Genomic DNA, 17,219 nt, shown 5'->3' on the forward strand with positions numbered 1-17,219 from the left:
GCGCCTTCACTTACTTGTCAAGTCTTTCAAAAGTGGATTCGCAGCGAAGGTATTGACAAGTTTTCGTAAGTTGCCAAGAGTTGGCCCCGTGTCCACACTCTCGCTGCCGAACCGAGGGCGCGACGACAGACGGGTAGCGCTGCTCTTCCTCGCTCCCGCGCTGGTCGGCTTCGGCGTCTTCTACGTGTATCCGGCCCTGCTCGGCGCCTGGTACTCGATGACGGACTGGAACCTGTTGTCGGAACCCGCCTTCGTGGGCGCCGACAACTTCGTGACGCTCCTTCACGACCCGCTGTTCTGGAACTCCCTCAAGGTCACCGGCTACTACGTGGTGCTGACGATCACCGTGCAGATGGTCGGCGGCCTGTTCCTGGCCGCGCTCATGCACCGGCTGACCCGCTCGGTCGTCCTGCGATCGCTGCTGGTGGTGCCGTGGCTGGTGCCGAACGTGACCGTCGGCCTGCTCTGGATGTGGCTGCTGGACGCCAACCTCGGCTTCTTCAACCACCTGCTGACCGGCATGGGCCTGGACAACCAGGGCTTCCTGACCGCGCCCGACCTGGCCATGCCGAGCGTTTCCATGATCAACGCATGGACCTCGACCGGCTACACGGCGCTGCTGCTGTACGCCGGCATGTGTCTGGTGCCCAAGCAGGTCTACGAGGCCGCCGCCCTCGACGGCGCCGGTGAGCTGCGCACCTTCTTCAGGGTCACGCTGCCGCTGATGCGGCCGATCCTCGCCTTCGTGCTCGTCGTCTCGCTGATCGGGTCGTTCCAGCTGTTCGACACCGTCGCCGTGACCACCAAGGGCGGCCCCGTCAACGCCACCAGGGTCGTCTACTACTACATCTACGAGCAGGCCTTCACCCACTTCAAGATGGGCTACGCCTCGGCCATGGCGCTGACGCTGGTGCTCATCCTCGGCGTGCTGACCTTCGTTCAGATGCGCATGCTCCGCGCCTCGACCTCGGACCTCGCATGAGACGTATCCTCGCCTGGGCCTGCCTCGCCCTGGCCATCCTGATCACGCTCTTCCCCTTCTACTGGATGCTGCGCACCGCCATCACTCCCGGCAGGGAGCTGGCCACCGACAACTTCGCGCTGCTGCCCGAGCACCCCACGCTGGTCAACTTCGAGCGCGTGCTCGGCCTGGCCACCCGCGAGGAGACCAGGGCCGCAGGAGGCTCGGGCGCCAACCTGGACTTCTTCCTCTACCTGCGCAACTCTTTCATCTACACCGGCCTGATCACTCTGGTGCAGACGCTGTTCTGCGCGATGGCCGGCTACGCCTTCGCCAGGCTCCGCTTTCCCTTCAGGGACGCCCTGTTCAGCCTGTTCGTCGCCGCGCTGATGGTGCCGCCGATCTTCACGCTGCTGCCCAGCTTCGCGGTGATCAAGCAGCTCGGCTGGCTCAACACCTTCCAGGGCCTGGTGGCGCCCAGCCTGCTGATGACGCCGTTCGCGGTCTTCTTCCTGCGGCAGTTCTTCCTGGGCTTCCCCCGCGAGGTGGAGCAGGCCGCCACCATCGACGGCGCGGGCAGGTGGACGCTGTTCTGGCGGGTCGTGCTCCCCATGACCAGGGGCCCCCTGCTCACTCTCGCCCTGACCACCGCGGTCTGGGCGTGGAACGACTACCTGTGGCCGCTGCTGATCGCGCCGGGCGAGGAGACGCGCGTGCTGACCGCCGCGCTCGGCATCTTCCTCAAGCAGTCGCCCAACACCGCACCCGACTGGACGGGCCTGATGGCCGGCTCGGCGCTGTCGGTGATCCCCGTCCTGTTGCTGTTGGTCTTCTTCGGCCGCCGCCTCGTGGACTCCATCCAGTTCAGCGGACTCAAATAGGAGGGTCTCCCCCATGAGAAGAGCGGCGGCGCTGGCCGTACTGCTGTTGACGGCCGCCTGCGGCACCTCCGCGCAGGAGGGCGGCGGGAACGTCACACTCACCTACGGCCTGTGGGACGACGTCCAGCAGGGCGCCTACCAGAAGTGCGCGGACGCCTTCCAGAAGGCCAATCCGGGCATCACGATCAAGATCCAGCAGAGCGCGTGGGACCAGTACTGGCAGAACCTCACCACCCAGATGGTCTCCGGCGAGGCCCCCGACGTGATCACCATGCAGGCCTCCTACTACCCGCAGTTCGTCAAGAACGGCCAGCTGCTCGACATCGAGCCGATGGTCAAGGCCGACAAGGTCGACCTGTCGCAGTACCGGGCCGGCCTGGCCGAGCTGTGGGTCAAGGACGGCAAGCGGTACGGCCTGCCCAAGGACTGGGACACCATGGCCGTCGTCTACAACGTCGAGCAGGCCGAGAAGGCGGGCGTGGACCTGAAGGACCTCACCTGGAACCCCTCCGACGGCGGCAGCTTCGAGAAGGCGATCGCCAGGCTCACCGTCGACTCGGCGGGCAGGCGCGGCGACGAGCCCGGCTTCGACAAGAGCAAGGTGGCCGTCCACGGCTACGTCCCCGAGTTGCGCGACGGCGCGCTCGGCCAGAACGGCTGGGGCGACCTGGCCGTCTCCAACGGCTTCACCTTCATCGACAAGAACCCGTTCGGCGGCAAGTACTTCTACGACAGCCCGAAGCTCGCCGAGACCGTCGAATGGTTCAAGCGCCTCAGCGACAAGGGCTACACCGCCCCCTACGACAAGACCAGCTCGCTGGGCACCGACGCGGTGCTCGACTCGGGCAAGGCCGCGCTGGGCATCACCGGCTCCTGGATGATCAACACCTATCTGGCGGACGGCACGTTCGCCTTCGCCCCGCTGCCGGAGGGACCACAGGGGCGCAAATCCGCCTTCAACGGCTTGGCCGACGTCGTCTACGCCGGGACCGAGCACAAGGAGGAGGCGTGGAAGTGGGTGAAGTTCCTCGGTTCGACCGGCTGCCAGGACATCGTGGGCGACAGCGCGGTGGTCTTCCCCGCCATCACCTCCTCGGCCGAGCGGGCGATGAAGGCGCACGAGAAGGCGGGACGTGACGTGACGGCCTTCACCTCCATCGCCGACGCCAAGGACGGCACGTTCCTGCTGCCGGTCAGCGACCACGGCGACGAGATCGGGCAGATCGTGCAGACCGCGATGGAGGAGGTGTGGCTGGGGCAGAAGGACGCCGCCACCGCTCTCACCGCCGCCAACACCCACGTCAACGCTCTCTTTGGAACCGGCTGACCAGCGGATACACTACGGGGGTCCCGGCGCGCCCATGCGCGCCGTGCGACCCAACCCCCCTGTGACGGCCTTTTTCCAGCGCGCGGTGCGATGAAGGAAAGTTACATTCACCTCACAACCGCTGGAGATTATTGACGCATCCGCGGGCTGACCATAGGGTCCGGACAATCCCCGATCTATACCGGACCCATCGATAAGCCCCCCACGGAGCGGTACATGAAGCGACTAGCAGCCGTAGTGGCGCTGCTCGGGCTCGCCACGATGACGGCGTGCAGCAGCACCGACAACAAGTCCGCGGCCGGTGGTGGCAGCGCCGGTGGCGGCCTCTACACCACGATCGACGGCAACAAGCCCGGCATCGACCCGAGCGGCCCCGCCAACCCCTTCAACCCCAAGGGCAACTCGTTCGCCGGGTACAACGCCATGAAGCTGGCGTGGACCAAGAACCACGTGACCGACCCGAACCAGTTCTACCCGGGCATCGCGGCCAGCTGGGAGATCGCTCCCGACAACTCCTCGCTCACCGTCCACCTGCAGCCGAACAACAAGTGGTCCGACGGCAAGCCGGTGACCGCCGAGGACGTCAAGCTCTCGATCGCCATCGCCTACTCGCAGGGCAACACGGCCTTCTCGGTCCAGCCGGGCGCCGCGGGCGCGGCCTCGGACGTGCAGGTGGTCGACGAGAAGACCCTCAAGATCACCCAGGACATGGCCAACCCCAGCGTCACCTTCGTCCGCGGCATCATGGACATGCCCGTCGTGCCCGCGCACGTGTGGAGCAGCGTCGTCCCCGCCACCATCTGGGACACCATCAAGGCCGCCCGCGGTGAGGGCGCCGCCGCCGACAAGGCCCGCGAGGAGATCACCGCGCTCGGCCAGAAGATCATCGCCTTCGCCCCGCCGAAGGACGTCTCCGCCGGCCCGTTCGTGCTGCAGCGCGTCAACCCCGGCGAGGCGCTGCTGGTGAAGAACAAGAGCTTCTACAACGCCGCCAACGTCGGCCCCGACCAGGTCAAGCTGCTCAACTACACCGGCAACGAGCAGGTGTGGAACTACCTGATCGGCGGCAAGCTCGACAGCGCCCCGTTCGTCGCGGTGCCCGCCGACACCATGACCCGCATCAAGGCGACCGCGGGCAACGGCGTCATCAAGGGCTTCTCCCCCGTCGCGCTCGGCCTGGCGTTCAACCAGTCCAAGAAGCCGTACGACAACGTGCACGTCCGCAAGGGCCTGGCCTACCTCATCGACCGCGAGCAGACCACCAAGGTCGCCTCGCCCGAGGGCGGCACCCCCGCGGTCACCACCAGCGGCATCCACCAGAAGCCCGCCCAGGAGTGGCTCGGCTCCGAGCTGAGCGCGCTCGAGCCGTACAAGCACGACGTGGCCAAGGCCGAGGAGGAGTTCAAGGCCGCCGGGCTGCAGAAGAAGGACGGCAAGTGGGCGCTGGCCGACGGCTCGCCCTGGACCGTCCAGCTGCGCGCGCCCGCGGGCTTCTCCGACTGGCTGGCCGGTGCCGAGAACATCAAGAGCCAGCTCGCCGAGAGCGGCGTCAACGCCGAGGTCGTCACGACCGCCGACTACCCCCTCTACCTGGAGGAGATCGCGGCGGGCAAGTACGACGTCGGCTTCTGGCTGATCGCGCTCGGCCCCGCGCCGTACAACATCTACGCCCGCCTCTACGGCGCCTCCAACGGCTGGACCAACATCGGCGGCAAGGTGACCCACGCCGCGCCCGGCAAGAGCGGCAACTGGATGGGCGGCCCCGAGGAGATCGAGGTCGACGGCGCCAAGATCAACCCGGGTGAGCTGACCGCCAAGCTGAACACCGCCCCCGCCGAGGAGCAGAAGGCCATCATCGGCCAGCTCGCCAAGGCGGCCAACCAGGACCTGCCGGTCGTCCAGCTCTGGGACTACGTCAACACCCAGTTCATCAACACCAACCGCTTCACCGGGTTCCCCGAGAACGAGAGCGACCTGCTCAGGCAGCCCGCCGGTGTCTGGATCCAGCTCGGCATGGTCAAGAAGAAGCAGTAGCGCATGACGGTTATCGCACGGCGACTCGCGGGCCACCTGGCCCGCGGGCTCGTCATGATCTTCGTGGTCGCCACGGTCAGTTTCTTCATCGTGAGGAACATCCCTGGCGACCCGATGGCCGCCCAGGTCGAGAAGTTCGTCCAGCAGGGCATGGACCCCGCGGCGGCCGCCCAGGCCACCGCGGTGATGTATGGCTTCATGCCCAAGGGCACCCTGTGGGAGCAGTACACCGACTACATGACGGGGCTGCTCCACTTCGACCTGGGCATCTCGGTGATCAACCCGGGCACGCCCGTGACCGACGTGCTGATGGACAAGGCCAAGTGGACCGTTCTACCCGTCCTCATCGGAACGCTCCTGAGCTTCCTCGTCGGCATCGTCATGGGCGTCTACGCCGCCATCAAGCGCACCGGCAAGCTCGGCGACCTGCTGGCCATCTCCGGCTCGCTGATCCACGGCGTGCCGCAGTACGTGCTGGCGCTGCTCCTCGGAGCGGTCTTCGCCACGCTGATCCCGATCCTGCCCGCCGACGGCGTCGCCGACATCCTGTTCGAGCCGGGCTTCAACGCCGAGTACATCGGCTCGCTCGTCGAGCACGCCGTCCTGCCCGTGGTCACCTACGCGCTGTCGGCCTACGGCGGCTGGATTCTGGCCATGAAGTCCAGCGTCGTCACCGTGCTCGGCGACGACTTCATCCTGGCCGCCGAACTGCGCGGGATGAAGCGCTCGATCGTCTTCCGCTACATCGCCCGCAACGCGATCCTGCCGCTGTTCACGATCCTGGCGCTGTCGCTGGGAACGCTGCTGGGCGGCGCGGTGTTCATCGAGCGGATCTTCAACTACCCGGGTCTCGGCCTGCTGCTCATCGACAGCATCAACGGCCGCGACTACGCCCTCATGGGCGGAGCCTTCCTGCTCATCACCGTGTCGGTCATCATCGCGAACATCGTGGCCGACCTGTTCTACACGGTCATCGACCCGCGGGTCCGCAGCGGCGAGGAGGCGGCGTGACCGAGCTTCGCGAGGCGAGCATGAAACAGCGCACCAAGGTCACGGGACCAACGGAGGAGGGCTCGTGACGGCGGTCATTCTCGAAACCAGCGCACCGTCCCTGCGGCGCAACTTCTGGCGCGGCGTCTGGCGGGTGATGAAGCGCAAGCCCAGCCGCATGTTCGGCGTCGCCCTCATCATCGGCTTCGCCCTCATGGGGATCTTCGGGCCCATGCTCTACCCCGAGCTGCTGCCCCGCGACACCGACGCGATCTCCGCCCCGCCCAGCTGGGAGCACTGGTTCGGCACCGACCCCCAGGGCCGCGACGTCACCGCGCTCGTCATCACCGGCGCCCGCTACGTGCTGCTCTCGGCGCTGGTCACAGCCGTCATCACGGTCGTGCTCGGCGCGGCCATCGGCCTGTTCTCCGGCTTCAAGCGCGGCAGGTGGGACAGCGTCCTCATGCGCCTGACCGACATGAAGCTCACCATCCCAGGGCTGCCCCTCCTGCTGGTGCTGTCCACGGTGTGGAAGTTCGGCAACCCGTTCCAGATCGGCCTGGTACTCGGCCTGCTCGGCTGGGGCGGCGTGGCGCGGGCCGTGCGCGCGCAGACCCTGTCGCTGCGCGAGCGCGGCTTCATCGAGGCGGCGCGCGGCCTCGGCCTGTCCACCACGCACATCGTCGGCAAGGAACTGCTGCCCAGCATGGCCCCCTACATCGCGATGAACACGCTCATCGCGGTGACCGGCGCCGTGTACGCGCAGGTCGGCCTGTTCTTCCTCGGCGTCCTGCCGTACGAGTCGAACAACTGGGGCGTCATGCTCAACCTGGCCGTCTTCCAGGCGGGCGCCATGACGACGCCGTCGGCGCTCGGCTACCTGCTGGCCCCGCTGCTGGCGATCCTGCTGCTGACGCTGGGGATCGTGCTCGTGGTGGACGCGATGGACGAGATCTTCAACCCCCGGCTGCGCGAGGAGTAGTAGCAAGTGGCGAAACAGGCGCCGGGCGTGCGCATCGACGGCCTCACGGTCGTCTACAAGACCCCGGCGGGCGAGCTGCCCGCCGTCAGGAACGTCAGCATGAAGCTGCCCGCGGGCACGATCACCGGCATCGTCGGCGAATCGGGTTCCGGCAAGTCCACGCTGGCCTTCTCGCTGCTCAACGCGGTGCAGCCGCCAGGGCGGATCAGCGCGGGCAGCGTCGAGATCGACGACCTGGGCGACGTGGTCACCTTCGAGGGCGAACGGCTGCGCAAGGCGCGCGGCGCCCACATCGGCTACGTCTTCCAGGCCGCGCAGAACTCGCTCAACCCGCTCAAGACCGTCGGCAAGCAGCTGCTCGACCTCGGCCGCTCCCATGGCGTCGACGACCTGCGCGGCCTGGTGAAGGACGCCAAGGAGCTGCTCGGCCGCATGGGCCTGGACGGCGCGCGCGTGCTCGACTCCCACCAGCACGAGCTGTCGGGCGGCATGCGCCAGCGCGTCGGCATCATGCTGGCGCTGGTGCTCAACGCCCACCTGGTCGTGCTCGACGAGCCCACCACCGCCCTCGACATGATCACCCAGGCGACGATCCTGCGGATCATCCGCGAGGTCCACGCCGAGCGTGGGCTGACCACCATGGTCATCACCCACGACATCGGCGTGGTCGCCGAGGTCGCCGACCGGCTCGCGGTCATGTACGGCGGGCGGATCGTCGAGCAGGGCCCCACCCGCAAGGTGCTCGCCGACCCCCAGCACCCCTACACCCGCGGCCTCATCAGGGCCATCCCGCGCCTGACCGGCGACATCGACGAGGCGCGGGCCCTGCCGGGAAGGCCGCCCACGCTGGCCACCGTGCCGAAGGAGGGCTGCGTGTTCAGGGAGCGCTGCCCCCTGCGCATGGACGTCTGCGACACCGTCGACCCCGAGGCCCTCTCGCACGGGGACCGGATCATCGCCTGCCACGCGGTCAAGGTCAAGGAGCTCGCATGATCAGCGGCAAGGGCATCACCAAGACCTTCAAGCAGCGGGGAAGCGTCCTGTCGGGACGGACCGTCCAGGCCCTGCGCGGGGTGGACTTCGAGATCCCCAAGGGCGGCGCGGCCTCCTTCATCGGCGAGTCCGGCTGCGGGAAGACGACGCTCGGCAGGATCATCGCAGGCCTGGAGAGCTACGACGACGGCGAGATCAGCGTCGACGGCGTCGAGCTGTCGTCGCTCAAGCCGAAGGCCAGGCAGCCGCACTTCCGCAAGATCCAGATGATCCACCAGGACCCCTACTCGGCGCTGAACCCGACCAGGACGATCCACCAGACGCTCCAGGCCCCGCTCGAGCTGCGCGCCAAGCAGACCGGCAGGCCCAAGTCGTGGATCGAGTCGCGGGCCGGCGAGGTCCTGTCGCTGGTCGGCCTCGACCCCGCCTCCGTGCTCGGCCGCTACCCGCACCAGCTGTCGGGCGGCATGCGCCAGCGCGTGGTCATCGCCCGCGCGCTCACCGTCGACCCCGAGATGCTCGTCGCCGACGAGGCCACCTCCATGATCGACGTGTCGCTCAGGCTCGGCATCCTCGCGCTGCTGAAGGACCTGCGCGAGAGCCTCGGCGTGAGCGTGCTGTTCATCACCCACGACGTGGCCACCGCCCGCTACATCGGCGACGACGGCGAGCTGTACGTCATCTACCGCGGCCAGGTCATCGAGCGCGGCCAGGTCGACACGATCATCGCCGACCCCGTGCACCCCTACACCCAGTCGCTGCTGTCGGCCATCCCCGTGCTGCACGGCCTCGAGGTCCCTGGCGCCGAGCCGGTGGTGCCGACGGAGTCGCTGGACGAGAGCCACCAGGACGCGGGCTGCCTGTTCGCCAGGCGCTGCCCGTTCAGAACCGACGAGTGTGAGACGAGCCGTCCCGCCCTCGACCTCACCGACGGCGTCCCGCAGCGGCACGCCTGCTTCCACCCCCAGCGGCGCAGCGTCGTCGCCACACACGTGGAGCGCGGCTGATGGGCCCGCACGAGATCGCCCGCGCGGCGCTCGTCTTCGACGCCGCCGAGGCTCCCGCCATGGTCGACAGGCTCATGTCGCCGCCGGCCACCCGCAGGTGGAAGGCGCTGACCACCGACGGCGGCTTCGCCCTGGCCTCGCTGTCGGAACGGGACCCGGCGATCGGGCATCTCGACCTGCTGGCCGTACACCCTGACGCCCAGGGCAGGGGGCGCGGACGCGAGCTGGTCGCAGCCGCGGAGGAGTGGCTGCGTGCCGAGGGGGCGACGCAGGCCCGCTTCGCCGGCAACCCGCCGGCCTACGCCTGGCCCGGCATCGACGTGCGCTACACGGCCGCGGCGTGCCTGGCCGAGAGCGCGGGCTACGAACGCTACAACGTCGCGTGGAACATGACGGCCAGGCTTCCCGTCACCGCCGAGGAGGAGCCGCTGCCCGCGGGCGTGGAGCTCCACGCCACCGGCCCGGACGAGGACCGCTCGGACGTCGCCGCGTTCGTCGAGCGGGAGTGGAACACGAGCTGGGCGTGGGAGGCGGCCAACGCCACCGGCCTGCACCACGCGACGCTGGACGGCGAGATCGTCGCCTTCGCCGCCTGGGGTGCCAGGCCCACGTGGTTCGGCCCGATGGGCACGGCGCCCGCGGCGCGCGGGCTCGGCCTGGGCGGCGTGCTGCTGCGCCGCTGCCTGGCCGACCAGCACGCGACGGGGCTGAGCGAGGCGCAGATCGGCTGGGTGGGCCCGCTCCGCTTCTACTCGCGCGCCGTGGGCGCGCGAGCCGAGCGCGTCTTCTGGCTCTACCAGCGCGATCTGCGTTGAGATCACCGGTAGAGCAGCTCACCCCGGGGGCGGGTGGGCTCAGGGCACAGCCCGCGCGGGTCCTCGCCCGCCTCCAGACAGCGGGTCAGCGTGTCCGACCCCCACAGGTGGTCGGTGAACTCGTTGGTCGCGAACTCCTCGGGATGCTGCGAGCGGGCCACGTGGATCATCGACACCGCGGTGAACACGGGCCTGAACGCCTGCGGGTCGGTGACGTGCAGTTGCACCCCGCGAACGGCGGTGCCCGCGTGCTTGCTGAACGTCGGGGTGAACGCCAGGTCGCGGAAGCGCACGCCCGGCAGCCCGAGGTCGTTGAGCGCGGGAGCGAACCTGTCGTCCAGGTACGGCGCGCCGATCAGCTCGAAGGGCCTGGTGGTGCCGCGCCCCTCCGAGAGGTTCGTGCCCTCGATGAGCCCGGTACCCGGGTAGACGAGCGCGGTGTCGATCGTGGGCATGTTCACCGACGGCATCACCCACGGCAGTCCCGTCTCGGCGAACGGCAGGTCCCTGTGCCAGCCCTCCATCGTGATCACCTGCACCTCGGGATCGAGCAGGCGCGCCAGCTCCCCCACCGTCAGCCCGTGCCTGGCGGGGATCGGCGCGCCGCCCACGTGGCTGGCGAACGCGAGGTCCAGCGGCGGGCCCTCCGCCACGGTCCCGCCGATGGGGTTGGGCCTGTCCAGCACGACGAAGCCGACGCCCAGCCGCCTGGCCGACTCCATCAGGTCCTTCATCGTCCAGACGTAGGTGTAGAAGCGGGCGCCCACGTCGAACAGGTCGAACACCAGCGTGTCCACGCCGGAGCCCGCCACCAGCTCGTCCAGGTCGGCTCCGGTCTTCGTGTAGGTGTCGAAGACCGGCAGGCCGTACTCCTCCCCTGGCCCCTCGCTGAACCCGGCCTGGGCCGTGCCCCTGATGCCGTGCTCGGGACTGAACAACGCGGTCAGGTTCCGCAGAACCGCGGGTGTGGGGGTCAGATCGCGGAGCACTCCGGTCTGGTTGGTGATCAGGCCGAGCCGGCCGCCGTTCACGAGATCTGGATCCGCGGCCAGCCGCTCGGCTCCGGTGCGTACGTAAGACATAGCTGAAGCTTATTTGCATACGAGATGCCAAAGGTGGAAATTAGCGTCATGATTGATCCACTCCCCGAGCTGTCCACGGAGCAGAGCGATCCGCGCTACAGCCAGATCGACCGGCTGCCGACCTCGGAGATCGCCCAGTTGATGAACCAGGCGGACACCACCGTGCCCACCGCGGTCGGCGCGGCCCTGCCGGCCATCAGCAGCGCCATCGACGCGATCGCCACCCGCATGCAGGCCGGAGGCAGGCTGCTGTACGTGGGCGCGGGCACCTCTGGCCGCCTTGCCGTCCTCGACGCCTCGGAGTGCCCGCCCACTTTCGGCACCGATCCCTCGCTCGTCCAGGGCGTGATCGCCGGAGGCCTGCCCGCGCTGACCCGATCGGTGGAAGGCGCGGAGGACGACTTCCCCGCCGGCCAGCAGGCGCTCGCCGAACTCGAGGTCGGCGCGCTGGACTCCGTCGTGGGCATCTCGGCCAGCGGAACCGCGCCGTTCGTCCTCGGCGCGCTGTCCGAGGCCGGACGGCGTGAAGCCCTGACCGTGGCCCTGTCGTGCAACCACCAGACGCCGCTGTCGGCGGCCGCCGAGCATGCCATCGAGGTCGTCGTGGGACCCGAGGTGGTGACCGGCTCCACCAGGCTCAAAGCGGGCACCGCGCAGAAGCTGGTGCTCAACATGATCTCCACCATCTCGATGATCAGGCTGGGCCGCACCTACGGAAACAACATGATCGAGATGTCCGCCATGAACGCCAAGCTCGCCGGCCGCGCCGCCCGCATGGTCAGCGACATCACCGGCGCCACCGTCGAGACCGCCAAGGACACGCTCGAAGCCGCCGGCGGCCAGGCCAAGATCGCCGTGGTGATGATCGAGCACGGCGTCGACGCCGACGAGGCGCGGGCGCTGCTGGAGGCGCACGGCTCCCGCCTCGGCGAGGTACGGCATGCTCGCTGACATCCTGGCCGCCGCCACACCCTCCGTCATCCCCTCCGCCGTCGCGGTCATCGCCGTCGACGGCGAGATCGCCGACGCGGCGGCCGCGGGCGAACTGGTCCGCTACACCGACCACGACGGAACGCTCGCCCCCACCAGGCCCCCCGCCCGCAGGGACTCCGTCTTCGACCTCGCCTCGGTCAGCAAGCTCTTCACCACCGCGGTGATCCTCTCCCTGGTGTCGCAGGACCGCCTCGACCTGGACGCGCCCGTCGCCGCCTGGCTGCCCGACCACTACGGCGACCGCACCCACATCACCCTGCGCCACCTGCTCACCCACACCGCGGGACTCCAGCCCACCCACCGCGTCGACGGCGTGCCCCCCGCCGACCGTCTCGACACGATCCTCGCCACCCCCATCACCTCACCGGTCGGCGGGCCCTACCTGTACACCGACGTCGGCATGATCACCGTCGGCCGGATCGCCGAGGTCGCCGGCGGAGCCCCGCTCGACACCCTCGTCCGCGACCTGGTCACCACCCCGCTCGGCCTCCTCGACACCGGCTACCGCCGCATCGGCGCCCCGCCCTCCCACGATCCGGCCCGCATCGCCAAGACCGAATGCCACCGCGCCATCGGCGAGGTACACGACGAGACGGCCCACTCCCTCGGCGGCGTCGCCGGCCACGCAGGCGTCTTCTCCACCGCCGACGACCTCATCCGTTTCGGCGAGGCCCTGCGCCTCGGTCTGCTCCCCCTCACCGACGAGATGACCCGCGAGCACCCCGTCCAGGACGCCGCCTTCCGCCACGGGCTCGGCGTGCGCATCGGCGACCCCGGCATCGTCGGCCCCCTCACCGACGCCTACGGACACTCCGGCTTCACCGGCACCTCCCTGGTCGTCGACCCGGCCCACAAGCTGACCGTCGTCCTGCTCACCAACGCCGTCCACCCCGTCCGAGGCCGCCCCGGCATCAGAGAACTCCGCGAAGCCGTCTCCGCCGAGGCTCTCCGGATAGTGTCTCGACCATGAAACCCTCAGATATCTCCCTTTTGCATAAGCTCGGCGCCCCGACCGTGTCCCCCGACGGCACCCATGCGGTCGTCGCCGTGACCCTGCCCGACCTCGACGCCGACGAGTACCGCGGCGAGCTCTGGCTGATCCCCACCGACGGCACCGGCGAACCCCGGCAGCTCACCGCCGGACGCAGGGACGGCGAACCCGCCTACTCCCCCGACGGGCGCTGGCTCGCCTTCACCCGCGCCGAATCCGGCGGACGCCCCCAACTGCACGTCATGCCCACCGCGGGCGGCGAACCGTGGAAGGTCACCGACCAACCGCTCGGCGCCGGCAAGCCCGCGTGGAGCCCCGACTCGCGGCGGCTGGCGTTCGTCTCCCGCGTCCCCGAGGAGGGCAGGTACGGCGACGCCAAGCCCGACAAGGAACGGCCCCGCCGCATCACCACCTTGAAGTACCGCGTGGACAACCTCGGCTTCTACAGCGACCGCCGATCCCACGTGTTCGTCGCCGACCCCTTCGCCTCCCGCGCCTCCGTGCCGCCCGCCGTCCAGGTGACCGGAGGCGACTACGACCACGACGAGCCCAGCTGGAGCCCCGACGGCACCCTGCTGGCCTTCACCGCCGCCCGCCACGACACCCGCGACAGCACCCACTACTCCGACGTCTGGCTCGCCGCGCCCGACGGCACCGGCCTCCGCCAGATCACCGACACCACCCTCTCGGTCGGCCAGCCGCGCTTCACCCCCGACGGCGCCACCGTCTGCTTCACCGCGGCCGCCCCAGGCCCGACCGGCCGCACGCTCGTCGCCGAGCACCGCGGCGTCTGGTCCGTGGCCGCCGACGGCGCCAACCCGCCCCGCCGCCTCACCGAGGCCGAGCCGTACCACCTCGCCAGCAACGGCGTCATCGTCACCACCGACGACGGCGTGCTGTTCCCGTCCGAAAACCGCGGCTCCTCCGACCTGCTGCTCGTGCCGTACGACGGATCAGCGCCCGAGGTCCTCATCTCCGGCCCGCGCGAGGTCTACGCGGCCGCGCAGGCCGCGGGCGTGATCGTCGCCACGGTCGCCGACCAGGCCAGCTCGGGTGAGCTCGTCGCCCTCCGCGACGGCAAGGAGAACACGCTCACCTCCTTCGCCGCCCTCACCCCGCTCCCTCTCGAAGAGATCACCACCACCGCGCCCGACGGCTACCCCGTCCACGGCTGGCTCGTCCGCCCCACCGGCGACGGCCCGCACCCCGTGCTGCTGATGATCCACGGCGGCCCCTTCACGCAGTACGGCTGGCACGTCTTCGACGAGGCCCAGGTCTACGCCGCCGCCGGATACGCGGTCGTCATGGGCAACCCGCGCGGATCCTCCGGCTACGGCCAGGCCCACGGCGCCGCCGTCATCGGCGACGTCGGCAACGTCTCGGCCATGGACCTGCTCGCCCTCCTCGACGCCGCCCTCGCCACCGGCGGTCTCGACACCGGTCGCGTCGGCGTGCTCGGCGGCTCCCACGGCGGCTACATGACCACCTGGCTGGCCGCCCACCACGGCGAGCGGTTCAGGGCGGCGATCAGCGAGCGGGCGGTCAACGCGATCGACAGCTTCCACGGCTCCAGCGACATCGGCTGGTCATTCGCGCGTGACCTCTACGGCGACGACCCCGCCCGGTGGGCGGAGCTCAGCCCGCTGAGCCACGCGTCCAGGATCGAGACGCCGTTCCTGATCATCCACTCGGAGCAGGACTGGCGGTGCCCCGTCGAGCAGGCGCAGCGGCTGTTCGTGGCGTTGAAGCTGCGCGGCGTGGAGACGGAGATGCTGCTGTTCCCCGGCGAGGGACACGAGATGTCGCGTTCGGGACTGCCGTCCCACCGGATCGCCCGCTTCGAGGCCATCCTCGACTGGTGGGAACGCCACCTCACCGCCTAGCACTCCGGGTTCGTGCCCAACGTGTCGTGCGTAGCGCCGGCTCGGGCGCGTGCTTGATGACGCGACTGATCCACCGGTGCCAAGAGGTCCAGGTGCGGACCTGATGCTCGTCCAGACCGGTCAGGCCTGTGCCGGTCTGGAGGGACTCCTATGGCGGCTTGGCGCTGCCGACGGAGGCCCTCGGCTCACCAGCGGCCGGGTGAGGTGCGGAAACGTGCCAGATGCGCCGGCGCGTGCCGGCCACCTGACCGGGACCGGCAGCGGCAGCGGGCCCGGCGCGTACCAGCGGCCGGCCGGGGGCGGGGCGTGAAGCGCCAGCGGCCGCGTCCACCGCCACCTTATGATCTTCGTTTGTCATCGCGGTGGTCGCACGTGTCCGTTGCACTCGCCCACCACACCGCCTTGTCAAGGAGGACGCCTCATGCGTTGGCTGGACGTGCGCCGACACAGCTTGACCAAGAAGGGCGCCATGCGCGGCAGGGGAACTCATCTGTCGGCTGACGGCATCGTGCTGGCCCGCTTCATCGGTTCTGGAGTCGGCCCCTACGAGCGCGTCGTCACCAGTGCGTCCCCACGGGCGGTCGAGACCGCCGTCGCGATGGGGTTCGCCGTCGACGACACCGTGGAGATGCCGTCGGGCTACGTATCCGGAGAGATCCCTCGGCATGCACAGTGGGACTGGGCCGAGCCATACCAGCAGATCGCCGACATCATCCGGAAGGGTCGTGCCGCGGCGGCCGTGGCCGAGACCCACCACGCGATCTGGGCCGACACGGTGGCCGATGTCGCGGAGGGCGGGTCGGCGCTGTTGATCGGCCACGGAGGGGCGATCGAACTGGCGTTGGTGGCGTGTTTGCCGGATGGTCCGCACGACACGTGGGGAACGCCGTTCGCCCACTGCGACGGCGTCCGTCTCGGCTTCACCGACGGTCACTTCGTCGGCGTCGAGTTCTACCGGGCCCCGCAGAGCCCTCCCCAGCTGGACTGAAGATCGCCAAGTACGGCTGGAGTACTGGAACCCGACCTGTGCAGGGACGCCGCCCCTTCACCCAGGATCCGACGTGGTGGGATGCCGCCTCATCGCCACGGAACCACCCGGGTGGGAACGCCACCTCATCCGGGTGGAAACGCCACCTCATCGCTTTAAGGACCGGACTGGTGCCGGGGACGCCGCTGGAGCACCAGGTCCTTCCGCGCGCCGGGGAACCTGCCGCCACCGCTCCGTGGTCAGGGGGCCAGCGCCTCCAGCGCCGCCTCGGCCCTGCGCATGGCCTCTTCGGGAGCGGCGGTCACGATCTCGGGGTCGAAGTTCAGGTCGTGGAACACCTCCGTCACGCCCCGCGCCTCCAGGTCCGCGACATCCTGCCTGATCTTCTCGTACGGCCCGCTCAACGGCGGACCGTCAACGGCCTCGGTCACTCTGGTGACGCCCCGGCAGATGAACCGCAGCGCCTCGGGATCGCGTCCCGCGTCCCTGGCCGCCGCCTTTACGATGTAGATTCTTTCCGCGATGCCGGCCAGGTCCTCCCTACTCGCGCTCACCCATCCGTCGGCGAGCCGGCCGGCCCTGCGCAGCGCCACCTCGGCCCCGCCGCCCAGCAGGATCGGCGGGACCGGCGACGGCTTCGGGTCCATGTGCGAGGCCTGGATCCGGTAGAACTCCCCCTCGTGTCGCACCACGTCGTCCGTCCAGCACTTCCGCAGGACCTCGACGAACTCCTCGCCCCTGCGACCGCGTTTCTCGAAGCCGATCCCCATGGCCTCGAACTCCTCGCGCAGCCAGCCGAGCCCCAGCCCGAACGACACCCGCCCGCCCGAGACCTCCTGCAGCGTGGCCAGCTGCTTGGCCACCAGGGCCGGCGGCTCGAAGGCGTTGACCACGGCCACGCCCAGCCTGATCGACTCGGTCACCCCGGCGAGGTAGGAGAGGGTGACGACGGGATCGTGGACGCTGCGGTAGGTCGGGCCCATGGCGTGGCCGACGGGGTAGAGAAGACGCTGGAAGGTCCACAGTTCGTGGTAGCCGAGCCGCTCGGCGCGGGTGGCGATCCTGCGCATGTTGTCACGGGTGGCCCACGGCCCTGAGACGGGAACGGCGAATCCGATCTTCATAGCCGCCAGCCTAGGCCCCCGCCCCCGCGTTCCGCGGCAGCGGCCCGTGGCACGGGCTCGGGCGTCCCGAACGTCCCCGTAAACGCAGAAAGGCCCCGCCGGGTATAACCCGGCAGGGCCTAACTGACAAGAATTGCGCGGCGGCGACCTACTCTCCCACACCCTCCC

Annotated in this window: 15 protein-coding genes; 13 read left to right on the forward strand and 2 right to left on the reverse strand. The window is 69.5% G+C overall.

Annotated elements, in window-relative coordinates:
• Positions 1 to 88: 88 nt before the first annotated feature.
• The 9 genes from ACFSKW_RS11515 (at position 89) to ACFSKW_RS11555 (ending at position 9,990) form a co-directional block, all read left to right on the forward strand.
• Positions 89 to 982 (forward strand): carbohydrate ABC transporter permease, encoded by an 894-nt coding sequence (locus ACFSKW_RS11515; protein ID WP_379572061.1) that lies wholly within the window; start codon positions 89 to 91, stop codon positions 980 to 982.
• Positions 979 to 1,842 carry a carbohydrate ABC transporter permease gene (locus ACFSKW_RS11520; RefSeq protein ID WP_379572063.1) on the forward strand — a complete coding sequence of 288 codons (864 nt, stop codon included), beginning with the start codon at positions 979 to 981 and terminating at the stop codon, positions 1,840 to 1,842. Before ACFSKW_RS11515 ends, ACFSKW_RS11520 begins: the two co-directional genes overlap by 4 nt.
• 13 nt (positions 1,843 to 1,855) lie before the next feature.
• Entirely contained in the window at positions 1,856 to 3,169 is a 1,314-nt protein-coding gene (locus ACFSKW_RS11525; RefSeq protein ID WP_379572065.1) for an ABC transporter substrate-binding protein, read from the forward strand.
• Between the two features lie 216 nt (positions 3,170 to 3,385).
• The gene (locus tag ACFSKW_RS11530) at positions 3,386 to 5,203 is read left to right on the forward strand and encodes an ABC transporter substrate-binding protein (RefSeq protein WP_379572067.1); all 1,818 of its coding nucleotides are present in this window, start codon (positions 3,386 to 3,388) and stop codon (positions 5,201 to 5,203) included.
• 3 nt (positions 5,204 to 5,206) lie between these two features.
• Positions 5,207 to 6,214, forward strand: coding sequence for an ABC transporter permease (locus ACFSKW_RS11535; RefSeq protein WP_379572069.1), 1,008 nt, complete (start codon positions 5,207 to 5,209; stop codon positions 6,212 to 6,214).
• 64 nt (positions 6,215 to 6,278) lie between these two features.
• Positions 6,279 to 7,175: an ABC transporter permease gene (locus ACFSKW_RS11540; RefSeq protein ID WP_379572071.1), complete on the forward strand. Its 897-nt coding sequence runs from the start codon at positions 6,279 to 6,281 to the stop codon at positions 7,173 to 7,175.
• Positions 7,176 to 7,181: 6 nt separating this feature from the next.
• Complete coding sequence (locus ACFSKW_RS11545; RefSeq protein ID WP_379572073.1) at positions 7,182 to 8,168, forward strand: ABC transporter ATP-binding protein; 987 nt, start codon at positions 7,182 to 7,184, stop codon at positions 8,166 to 8,168.
• A complete protein-coding gene (locus ACFSKW_RS11550) occupies positions 8,165 to 9,175 on the forward strand; it encodes an ABC transporter ATP-binding protein (protein ID WP_379572075.1) in 1,011 nt (336 codons plus the stop codon). Before ACFSKW_RS11545 ends, ACFSKW_RS11550 begins: the two co-directional genes overlap by 4 nt.
• A complete protein-coding gene (locus ACFSKW_RS11555) occupies positions 9,175 to 9,990 on the forward strand; it encodes a GNAT family N-acetyltransferase (protein ID WP_379572077.1) in 816 nt (271 codons plus the stop codon). Before ACFSKW_RS11550 ends, ACFSKW_RS11555 begins: the two co-directional genes overlap by 1 nt.
• A gap of 2 nt (positions 9,991 to 9,992) precedes the next feature.
• Here the strand turns inward: ACFSKW_RS11555 and ACFSKW_RS11560 are convergent, their stop codons facing one another.
• On the reverse strand, positions 9,993 to 11,072 hold the full coding sequence (locus ACFSKW_RS11560; RefSeq protein WP_379572079.1) for an exo-beta-N-acetylmuramidase NamZ family protein: 1,080 nt from the start codon (positions 11,070 to 11,072) through the stop codon (positions 9,993 to 9,995).
• 48 nt (positions 11,073 to 11,120) lie between these two features.
• On the opposite strand from ACFSKW_RS11560, the gene murQ reads away from it, so the two are divergent.
• The 4 genes from murQ (at position 11,121) to ACFSKW_RS11580 (ending at position 15,927) form a co-directional block, all read left to right on the forward strand.
• Positions 11,121 to 12,023: an N-acetylmuramic acid 6-phosphate etherase gene (murQ, locus tag ACFSKW_RS11565; RefSeq protein ID WP_379572081.1), complete on the forward strand. Its 903-nt coding sequence runs from the start codon at positions 11,121 to 11,123 to the stop codon at positions 12,021 to 12,023.
• Positions 12,013 to 13,035, forward strand: coding sequence for a serine hydrolase domain-containing protein (locus ACFSKW_RS11570; protein WP_379572083.1), 1,023 nt, complete (start codon positions 12,013 to 12,015; stop codon positions 13,033 to 13,035). Before murQ ends, ACFSKW_RS11570 begins: the two co-directional genes overlap by 11 nt.
• A complete protein-coding gene (locus ACFSKW_RS11575) occupies positions 13,032 to 14,939 on the forward strand; it encodes a S9 family peptidase (protein WP_379572085.1) in 1,908 nt (635 codons plus the stop codon). The genes ACFSKW_RS11570 and ACFSKW_RS11575 overlap by 4 nt, the downstream gene beginning before the upstream one ends.
• A 421-nt stretch (positions 14,940 to 15,360) precedes the next feature.
• Positions 15,361 to 15,927, forward strand: a complete 567-nt coding sequence (locus tag ACFSKW_RS11580; protein WP_379572087.1) for a histidine phosphatase family protein — start codon at positions 15,361 to 15,363, stop codon at positions 15,925 to 15,927.
• Between the two features lie 239 nt (positions 15,928 to 16,166).
• On the opposite strand, the gene ACFSKW_RS11585 is transcribed toward ACFSKW_RS11580, so the two are convergent.
• A complete protein-coding gene (locus ACFSKW_RS11585) occupies positions 16,167 to 17,051 on the reverse strand; it encodes a TIGR03619 family F420-dependent LLM class oxidoreductase (protein ID WP_379572089.1) in 885 nt (294 codons plus the stop codon).
• Between the last annotated feature and the right edge of the window lie 168 nt (positions 17,052 to 17,219).

The sequence above is a fragment of the Nonomuraea mangrovi genome (assembly GCF_042681425.1).
Lineage (GTDB): Bacteria > Actinomycetota > Actinomycetes > Streptosporangiales > Streptosporangiaceae > Nonomuraea > Nonomuraea mangrovi.